Source organism: Pseudomonas libanensis (assembly GCF_001439685.1).
GTDB lineage: Bacteria > Pseudomonadota > Gammaproteobacteria > Pseudomonadales > Pseudomonadaceae > Aquipseudomonas > Aquipseudomonas libanensis.
This window is the reverse complement of record NZ_JYLH01000023.1, coordinates 64567-73800: the sequence shown is the minus strand read 5'-3', so window position 1 is coordinate 73800 and position 9234 is coordinate 64567. Positions and strand designations below refer to the sequence as shown.

Sequence of the window (9234 nt, the reverse complement as noted above, 5' to 3'; positions counted from 1 at the left end):
TCGGCAAAGTCTAGAACAGCGCCTAAATCCTGAGCGACAGACATAAAAAATCCGGAATCCTTAATCAGATTCCGGATTTTCCTGCTGCCCGAGGATTAGTCAACAATCCTTAAGTGAACAGCATTGCGCATGTGCGGGCCTTTTCGTTGCGCAGGATTCTTGACACTGCCCCACCGGCTTCTCTAGGATGCTGCACATGCGCCGATTTAAACAGCTAATTGCGGGGCGCCACTGGGACTCAATGCAGCCCGACAGAAGTATGATCCCTCACATAGGGCACACTTCGAAATACCGCTAAAGCGCTGGTTCGGTGTTGCCTCTCACCTGCCCGCAGACTTTTGAGGCAGAGACACGACACGATGAATGCACTACGCCCTCTTATACGCCTGGCTCCGATCACCGCGGCCTTGACTCAACGCAACCCGAAAATACTCCTGGGTGGTAAACACCAGCCGACGCTGCTGCGTTATCTGGACGGCTGGCCGCGTCGTAGTGGCCGGCCTTCGGCATTCCTGATTCAGTTTGTAGAAGACGGCGACTCCTTGGCTCGTTTTGCCAATAACAGCTTCGATCTGGCGGTCATCCAGGCGCCCAACGTCGGCGAAGCCGACGAGGTGATCCGTCAGTTGACGCGCATTGCCCGGCAAGGGCTGATAGCTCGTCGCTGAGCGCTCAGCAGGCAGCGGTCATCGCGGCTGTTCGCCGTCGCCGTTGGTATAGAAAAAGCATCCAGGCAGTCAGGCACAACAAGAGTGGCATCGGGACGACCATCAGCCATTTCAATGTGCGTTCGAATCGATGCAGCGCCGCATAGGCCTGGACCTTCAGCGCATGCAACTCAATGGGCAGGCGCAGGCGTTCCTTGTTGAGAGCCTGCAACTGGGTATTGGGGTCCACCGCCTGGGTGCCGAGACTTGTTGCTGGTGGATTCAGCCGTTGCCAGGCCTGTTCGGTGTGCTCAAGTCGTCGCTGCAACTCACCTGCGCCTTGCCGATAAGCCTGTGCGGCGGCTTCGCGCATAGGCTCCAGCCTGTGCAGGGGTTGCGTCATGACGCGGGCTCGAATGCGCCGGAGCGCTTCGGGAGCCGCCAGGTTATCCAATGTGTTCAATACAAACAGCGCGTTGTTGTTGGGGTGGGCATTGCTGACAGTGTCTGACAGCAAGTCGGTGTCGGCTACGACCACGACCTGGATGTGTTTCGCCTTTTGCAAGCCGGGCGGCTGCCCCTTGAGGCCGTCGGGAAATGCCGAATAGGCGGGCCCCTCAAGGCGAGCGGCGATCACATGGCGCTGCCCCGACGTGGAGGCTTCCTCAACGAGGGCGTCGAGCGCCGTCGACGATGCAAACCGCCCCGCGTCCAATAATGAAGACTGTGGTGAACTTTGTAGTAGCGGGGTGAAGAAGGTATGGCTCTTTGCGGCACGGGAGAGTGCACCGCTGCTCGACACGGTCACGGAGTTCACTTTCCAGATGCTGACATCGTCTGCGGCCATTGCCTGACGTGGAAGTTGGAGCCTCGCCGGGTGCAATACCGTGGGTATTCCAGGGCCAGGCTTGGCCGACGAAGCATACAGGTTATCCACCAGCAGCTTGTCTGCGGGCATCTGTATGCCCCAAGCGGTGAGCAGTGCATTCAACCGGACATTTGCCGAGCCGGCATTGGCCCCGATCTCGCTCACAGGGTCGATAAAAACCATCAGTTTGGTGCCCCTCAATACAGATTGTTCAATCGCATACAGGGCCTTCTCCGGTAAGGCATACGGCTGTACCACCATCAATGTGCCTATGGACGCCGGCACTTGAGTGAGGGTCGGTACCAGCTCTACCAGATTGAAGTGCTTGCGCAGTTGCTCCAATACGTTTGCGGCAGGTGCAGCCAAGGGCAGCCCCGACAGCAGGCCGACAGTGGGGCGTTCGGGGTAGATTAACTTATAGATCAGATGGCTGATTTCATACTCGAGCAACGACTCAGTGTCGGGGTTGAACGCTTCAATGCGTTGTGTGCCTTGGCCGGCACGTGTGCCGATGAGGCCAATGAAGCCGCGGGTGTCGTCAAGGCCAAACAAGCTGGCTTTATAGGCATCTTCAGAAAACGGGGCGGGATTAATGATGTGCAGGTTGATCTTGTTATTGGCCGCTTTTTCGAACGCCTTGAGCAGGTCTTCCACACGCTGGCTATAACGTTTCAATGCATGGCTTTTTTTAGGGACCTTCGAATTGAAATAATATAAGTCCACCGGGCCCTCAAGTGTTGTGAGCAGTTGCCTTGTCGCTGGCGATAAAGTATGGATTTTTTGTTGTGTGAAGTCCCAGTGAATATCCGGTAACTTAGGTAGCCAGACCAGATTGAAGGCCAGGAAAAGCAACAATGTGATGATCAATGTCATGCCGGCACGGAGAGCGGAACGCATCAGTGGCTTTCCTTCTCAGCTGTGCTTGTAATTGAGTGTGATGGTTGTGGCAGAAAGAAAAGCAAGGATCATGCTTATAAAATACAGGCTGTCATGCAGTGTCAGCTTACCGCTGTCCATTGTGCTGAAGCGGAAAATAGGATCAAGGGATATCAAACTGTCGACGACCCAAAGCGGTGCCTGGTGTTCAAGTGCGTCCAGTATTGAGGAAAGTCCACTGACAGTCAGCAGCAAGCCCAGCGTCAGTAGGAAAATGGCAAGGCGTTGGTGTGCAAGTGCACACACGAAGCAGCCAACGGAAAGATAACTGCCTGCCAATAACCAACTGGTCAGAAATTGTGACGTTATCGCTATGTTATCGGCCATGCCCAAGTAGTTGACGGCGATCACCAATGGGAAATTCAGTAGCAAGGCAATGCCGCATACGACCCAGGCAGCCATGAACTTACCGATCACCCGCTCCACCGTGGTGACGGGTAAGGTGTTCATGGTGTTGGCAAAACTGGTGTCGCGTTCATCTGCCCACAGTTGCGTCGACAAAATGGGTATCAATAGTAGATAGAGCCACGGGTGCAACTCGAAGAAAGCCTGCAAGTCGCTACTGTTACGCTCCATCCAATGGTTGGCATGCAGCCCCAATGCGGCACACAGCACCAGGAAAACCGCCACACTCAGGTAGGTACTGGGTGAGGAGGCATAACTGGCGAGTTGGCGTTTGAATACGATGGGCAGCTGTCTCAAGATGAAGCCTCCTGGCTGAGATGATGAACGACATCGTCTAGCCGACCTGGCTCCAGATTCAGTGACGTTATGTTCCAGCCACGGTGGGCGATGAGCGCGTTGATCGAGGGGAAAATAGAGTGTCCAGGCATGGCCAGGACGGTCACGGTACCCGGTGTATCCCGATCCTCTTCTATTCCCGCAACGCCAGGTATGACCGCCATGGCCAGCAGGTCGAGCGGCGAATCTGCGGCCAGGGTTACGGCCCGGAAATGCCGGGAGCTACGTTGCAATTCCGATAGCGATGCGTCAGCCATCAGCCTGCCATTGGCGATGACCAGTGCTCGGGTGCAGATGTCTGCGAGTTCGCCGTAATGGCGAGAGGCAATGATGACGGTCATGTCTTCGGTCAGCGACTGGATCAGCCCCCTGAACTTGAGTCGTTCAGCTGGGCACAGCCCTTCCGTAGGCTCGTCGAGCAGAAGCAGGCTGGGGGCGTGCAGGATGGCCTGGGCAATCGCGACTCTGCGCTTGACACCAAGGGGCAGTAGGTCGACGGGACAATTGAGCATCGGTAACAGCTCCAGCCGTGCGGCTGCCATGCCCACCTGGCTGCGTTTTTCGGCCCCCCTGAAGCCTCGAATTGCAGCAATGAAATTGAGCAGGTTCTTGACGGTCATCTGAGGGTGGCTCAGGCCGCCCTGAGGTTGGTAGCCGATCGCCTTTCTTGCTTGAAGTGAGTGGGTCTGGGTATTGAAACCCTGGATATTTATTTGCCCGCAGGTCGGTTTGATCGCACCGGCGATCAAACTCAAGAGTGTTGTCTTGCCCGCGCCGCTCTCGCCAAATACGCCCACACATTCCTGCACCTTGGCGCTGAATGAGAAGTTGCTGATTATTTGTTTTCTGCCCAGGTATCTTGTCAGGTTGCTTATCTCGATCATCTGTTTACCGAATAAGTTTGGCAGGGCGTATGAGGGGGCGCCGGCGGTGTGTAAGTGAGCTTTAAAAAGGGTACGTTCAATGGCGGTGCTTGGGAACGCGATAGAGTATTAATAAGAAGAATCCTACGTTCGGCCCGTTCATGCACTGAAACAATTGTTTTCGTGATGAAGACTTATTAATGCTCGGATGTTTATCTGATGTTTATATAAAGTTTTCTTTTTTGTAATGAGGCCTGATGACCATGATGCTTCTACGTACCCTTGTTCTTGAACGTAATGATGAAGACAAGCCTGTTAACGGCGCGCTGCTGTGTGCGTTTGCTGTCGCTCAAACAGAATCAAACTTTCTTGTGTATAGCCTGGATGAAGAGGCCGAGCCCGGCCACTCCAGGGTCTATATCGCGGAGTTGCGTAAAAAGCTCGAACGCTATTTTCTGGGGGGCGTTGATTCGAAAGAAGACCTGCAGGCAGCGATGCAGGTCTTCAAACAGATCCTGATGCTGGCAGCTGCCACAGGCGCGAAGACCAGCCCGATTGCAGACGCCAAGGTTCCCTTTCATTTCATCGATCTCAAAGGCTGTCGGTTGCCGCCTGCCAGGCCGGAAGATCATCACTCGGTGATCATCAAGAAGGCATTGGTCATGAAGGTGATCACTTTGGGTATGTCGGCCCCGGTGTTGCCTGCGATCGAAAGCAATACGGTGATCGTGCCGTCGATTCGCTTTTCATCGCAAATGGTTGCCCCCCCTCGGAACCCGCGCTCACCGAAGACCGCGTCGCAGCCTGTGGATGAAGATCCCATTGAAGCGTCGGTCCAAGAGGAATTGGCCCAGGCAGAATTGGCCCAGGAGGAGCCCGCTCCAGAAAAGTCGGCCCAGTCATTGGTGGCCATACCGGAGGTACAGGAAGAGATCAGCATATCGCCTGCCCTCTACGAACAAAACGACACTCAGTTCGAGGCGTACGAACCCGAGCCACCCCAACCGCCTGCCCAACTGGAACACACCTCTTTGCTCGAGATGGACAGCGCGTTGAGCAATCTGGCCAAGGTCGCCCAGGAGCTGACGCAAAAAAAATGTGCAGTCCTCGAGAAGGAAGCGATGCTCGAACAGTGGCAGGCACGTCTTCAGCAGCAGCAAAGCCAATTGGATGAAAAGAGTCGTGCATTGGAACTGCGCCATACACAGCTGCAGGACCAAGGGCTTGAGGTCAGCAAGAAGGCCGAAAAACTGGCGATGATGATGTTGCAGCTTTCGGGCATGCGCCAGCGGATGCAGGGTACGCTGCTTGAACTGGACCAGGTGCTGGAGGGGCAGGGGTGAGCCAATAAGCTTGCCGGCCTGGATACTTTCCAGGGTTCATTTATCATCACGCCCAGCCAGTCGGCGCCAGGTCATGATGTCCTGGCGTGTCGGCACCAGTGGACATTGTTTGGGGATGCAAGCGTTTGAGTACCAAGCTGATTACCAAAGAAGGTCATGAAGCGCTTAAAAAAGAGTTGGATTACCTATGGCGCGAAAAGCGTCCGGACACCACTCGCAAAGTGACGTGGGCGGCTTCCCTGGGAGATCGCAGCGAAAACGCGGATTACCAGTACAACAAGAAACTGCTGCGTGAGATCGACCGGCGGGTGCGCTACCTGCGTAAACGCCTGGAAGATATGCGTGTAGTGGAGTACATGCCCGAGCAGGAGGGAAAGGTGTTTTTCGGCGCCTGGGTCGAAATCGAAAACGACCAGGGTGAGACCAAGCGCTTTCGCATTGTCGGTTATGACGAAATTTACGAGCGGATGGATTACATCTCCATTGACTCACCCATGGCGCGGGCCCTGTTGCGCAAGGAAGTGGACGACGAGGCAATCGTACAGACACCCGGCGGCGAGGTGTGTTGGTGGATCACCAAGATCGAGTACGTGAAGCCGGCATGAAGGCTCGCACTCCGGGCGGAGCAAGAGCCCTCATGCCTCAACCTTCGCGCAATACCGTCAACGGGCTGGCATTCAGGGCCCGGCGTGTCCCGAATACCCCGGCAGCGCCAATCAGCGCTGCCCCGATCACGGGTAGCAGTAACAACCACGGGTGGGGATGCCACGCCAGGTCAAAGGCGTAGCGGTACAGCACCCAGGTCACCAGCTCCGTCCCCAGTGCTGCCAGCAGGCCGCTAACGGCACCCAGCAGGCCGAATTCGATACGCCGGGCCTTGACCAGCAACTTACGCTCGGCACCCAGTGCTCGCAGCAGTGCGCCTTGGCGGATGCGTTCATCCAGGGTGGCCTGCAGGCCGGAGAACAACACCGCCATGCCTGCCGCCAGCACAAACAGCAGCACGTATTCCACTGCCAGGGTCACTTGGGCCAGGATACTGCGCAACTGCTCCAGCAGGGCCTCTACCTGCAGGATGGTCACGGCCGGGAAAGCCCGCGACAGGTCGACGATCTGTTGGTCATGACCGGGCGCCAAGTAGAAGCTGGTCAGGTAGGTCGCGGGTAGATCCTTCAAGGTGCCCGGTTGGAAAATCATGTAGAAGTTAGGCTGGAAGTTATCCCAGTTGATGGTCCTCAGGCTGGTGACCCGTGCCTCGCGATTTTCCCCGCCGATGGTAAACAACAGATGGTCGTTGAGCTTGAGTTTCAGGCTCTCTGCTACCTTGGCTTCCACCGACACGCCAGGAATCTCATCGCTCGGTTGCGCCGACCACCAGGCGCCTGCCGTCAGCGCATTGCCCGGCGGTAAGTCGGCAGCCCAGGTCAGGCTCAGGTCGCGCTGAATGGCACGGTCGCCGCTGGAGTCCTTGCTGACAATCTCCTGCACAGGTTCGCCGTTGATGCTGATCAAGCGCCCTGGTACCACCGGATACAGTGGCGCCGCTTGTGCCTGTACGTCCAGCAGGCGGGCACCAAAGGCCTCCTTGTCGGCGGGCAGGATATTCAGCGCGAAGTAGTTGGGCGCATCCTTGGGCAGCTGGTTTTGCCAGGTGTCGAGCAGCTCGCCGCGCAACAGTGCGATCAACCCCATGGACAGCAGGATCAGGCCAAACGCCAGGGACTGGCCTGCCGCCGCCAGCGGATGACGCAGCAATTGGCCCAGGCCCAGGCGCCAAGGCAAGGAGGCGCGGGCCAATAACCGTCGCAGGCTTTTGAGCAGCAACAGCAGCAAGCCGCCCAGGATCAATGCCGCCACCACGCCGCCACCCAGCAGGGCGAAGGTCAATACCAGATCCAGGCTCAGGCGCCACATGATCAGGCCCAGCGCCAACAGTGCCGCGCCGTAGACCATCCAGGTGCTCGAGGGGATCGGCAGCAGATCGCGACGCAATACCCGCAGCGGCGGTACGCGACCCAGCGCGGCCAAGGGGGGGAGGGCGAAGCCGGCGAGGGCGACCAGCCCGGTGCCGATCCCGGCGACGGCTGGCAGCAACCCGCCCGGTGGCACGTCGGCTGGCAGCAGGTCGTGCAGGAAATAGAACAGGCCAAATTGCGCCAGCCAGCCAAGCAGGGCGCCGACCAGGCTCGCCAGCAGGCCCAGTACGCTCAGTTGCAGGCTGAACAGCACCATGGCTTCACGTCGCGATAACCCCAGGCAGCGCAACAACGCACTGGCATCGAAACGTCGACTGGCGAAACGGTTGGCCGACAGCGCCACGGCCACACCGGCCAGCAGCACCGCCACCAGGCTGGCCATGTTCAGGTAGCGCTCGGCCTTGCCCAAGGCGCCGCCGATCTGCTGGTTGCCGTCACGGGAGTCCTGCAGGCGCTGGTTGGCAGCGAGGCCCGGCTTGACCAGGTCGCGATAGGTTTGCAGTACGGCGCTGCCTTGTGGGGCGCGCCACAGTTCGCGGTAGCTCACACGGCTGCCCGGCTGGACCACACCGGTGGCGTCCAGGTCTGCCAGGTTGATCATCACCCTGGGCGTGAGGCTGTAGAAGTTGCCGGCACGGTCGGGTTCATAGGTCAGGATGCGTGCCAGGCGCAGGGTCTTCATGCCGACATCGATGCTGTCGCCGACCTTGAGGTCCAGCGCCGTCAACAGCCTTGCCTCCACCCAGGCTTCGCCAGGCTTGGGGCCGCCGCCAGGGCTTTCAGTACCAAAGGGCTCGGCGCTGCTTTTCAGCTCCCCACGCAATGGGTACTGCTCGTTGACCGCCTTGATGCTGGAGAGCTGGATGCCGTTGTCCGTGGCGATAACGCTGGAGAACTCGACGATGCGGGCGTGATCCAGGCCCAGTTCGGTGCCGGACCTGATTTGCTCGGGGCGGGCCGGCGAGCTGCCTTCGAGCACCAGGTCGGCGCCGAGGAACTCGGTGGCGCGCAGCAGCATGGCGCCGTTGAGACGAGCGCCGAAATAGCCGATGGCGGTGCTGGCAGCCACGGCCACCAACAGGGCAAAGAACAACACGCGCAGTTCGCCTGCGCGGGCATCGCGCAGTAATTGGCGCATGGCAAGGCTGAACAGGCGCAACAGCGGCAAGCGTGCCATCAAGGCTCCAGGGGCGCGACCATCAGGCCGGCTTCAAGGCGGATCAGGCGTCGGCAACGGTGAGCCAGGCGCTCGTCATGGGTGACGAGTACCAGGGTCGTGCCGCTCTCTTTATTGAGTTCGAACAGCAGGTCGCTGATGCGCTCGCCGGTATGGCTGTCGAGGTTGCCGGTGGGTTCGTCGGCAAACAGCACGTCCGGTTCGGCGGCAAACGCGCGGGCAATGGCGACCCGTTGCTGCTCGCCACCGGACAGTTGGCGTGGCGAGTGGGTCAGGCGCTGGCCCAGGCCCACGCGCTCCAGCAGATGCCTGGCACGCTCGCGGGCGTCCTTGCGCCCGTCGAGTTCCAGCGGCAGCATCACGTTTTCCAGCGCGTTGAGGCTGTCGAGCAATTGGAAGGATTGGAATACGAACCCCACATGCTCGGCACGGATGCGCGCACGCTGGTCTTCGTCGAGGGTGCTCAGGGCTTGCCCGGCCAGGGTGACTTCGCCGCTGCTGGGCAGGTCGAGGCCGGCCAGCAGGCCCAGCAGGGTGGATTTACCGGAACCGGAGCTGCCGACGATAGCCAGGCTATCGCCCTGGTTCAGTTCCAGGCTCAGTTCGTGCAGGATAGTCAGTTCACCTTCCGCGCTGGGAACCACTTTGCTAAGGTTCCGCGCGGTGAGAATGCTTGCGCCCAT

The 9234-nt window shown here is 58.7% G+C and carries 8 protein-coding genes; 3 read left to right on the top strand and 5 right to left on the bottom strand.

Translation table 11 applies throughout. The features are described 5' to 3' along the window. Window positions 1-359 precede the first annotated feature (359 nt). Window positions 360-668: a hypothetical protein gene (locus TU73_RS26240; protein WP_057014601.1), complete on the top strand. Its 309-nt coding sequence runs from the start codon at window positions 360-362 to the stop codon at window positions 666-668. Window positions 669-672: 4 nt separating this feature from the next. Here TU73_RS26240 and TU73_RS26235 read toward each other — a convergent pair whose 3' ends face one another. The 3 genes from TU73_RS26235 to TU73_RS26225 are packed head-to-tail and all read right to left on the bottom strand — an operon-like array spanning window position 673 to window position 4076. Then, the gene (locus tag TU73_RS26235; RefSeq protein WP_057014600.1) at window positions 673-2412 is read right to left on the bottom strand and encodes a Gldg family protein; all 1740 of its coding nucleotides are present in this window, start codon (window positions 2410-2412) and stop codon (window positions 673-675) included. Between the two features lie 15 nt (window positions 2413-2427). Continuing rightward, the gene (locus TU73_RS26230; RefSeq protein ID WP_057014599.1) at window positions 2428-3153 is read right to left on the bottom strand and encodes an ABC-2 transporter permease; all 726 of its coding nucleotides are present in this window, start codon (window positions 3151-3153) and stop codon (window positions 2428-2430) included. Continuing rightward, entirely contained in the window at window positions 3150-4076 is a 927-nt protein-coding gene (locus tag TU73_RS26225) for an ABC transporter ATP-binding protein (protein WP_057014598.1), read from the bottom strand. Before TU73_RS26225 ends, TU73_RS26230 begins: the two co-directional genes overlap by 4 nt. Window positions 4077-4318: 242 nt before the next feature. Between TU73_RS26225 and TU73_RS26220 the strand changes: the two genes are divergently transcribed. Beyond that, window positions 4319-5398, top strand: a complete 1080-nt coding sequence (locus tag TU73_RS26220) for a hypothetical protein (protein WP_057014604.1) — start codon at window positions 4319-4321, stop codon at window positions 5396-5398. A 125-nt stretch (window positions 5399-5523) separates the two neighbouring features. After that, a complete protein-coding gene (greB, locus tag TU73_RS26215; protein ID WP_043050793.1) occupies window positions 5524-6003 on the top strand; it encodes a transcription elongation factor GreB in 480 nt (159 codons plus the stop codon). A gap of 37 nt (window positions 6004-6040) precedes the next feature. On the opposite strand, the gene TU73_RS26210 is transcribed toward greB, so the two are convergent. Beyond that, window positions 6041-8551, bottom strand: coding sequence for an ABC transporter permease (locus TU73_RS26210; RefSeq protein WP_057014597.1), 2511 nt, complete (start codon window positions 8549-8551; stop codon window positions 6041-6043). Further along, window positions 8551-9234, bottom strand: a complete 684-nt coding sequence (locus TU73_RS26205) for an ABC transporter ATP-binding protein (RefSeq protein ID WP_057014596.1) — start codon at window positions 9232-9234, stop codon at window positions 8551-8553. Before TU73_RS26205 ends, TU73_RS26210 begins: the two co-directional genes overlap by 1 nt.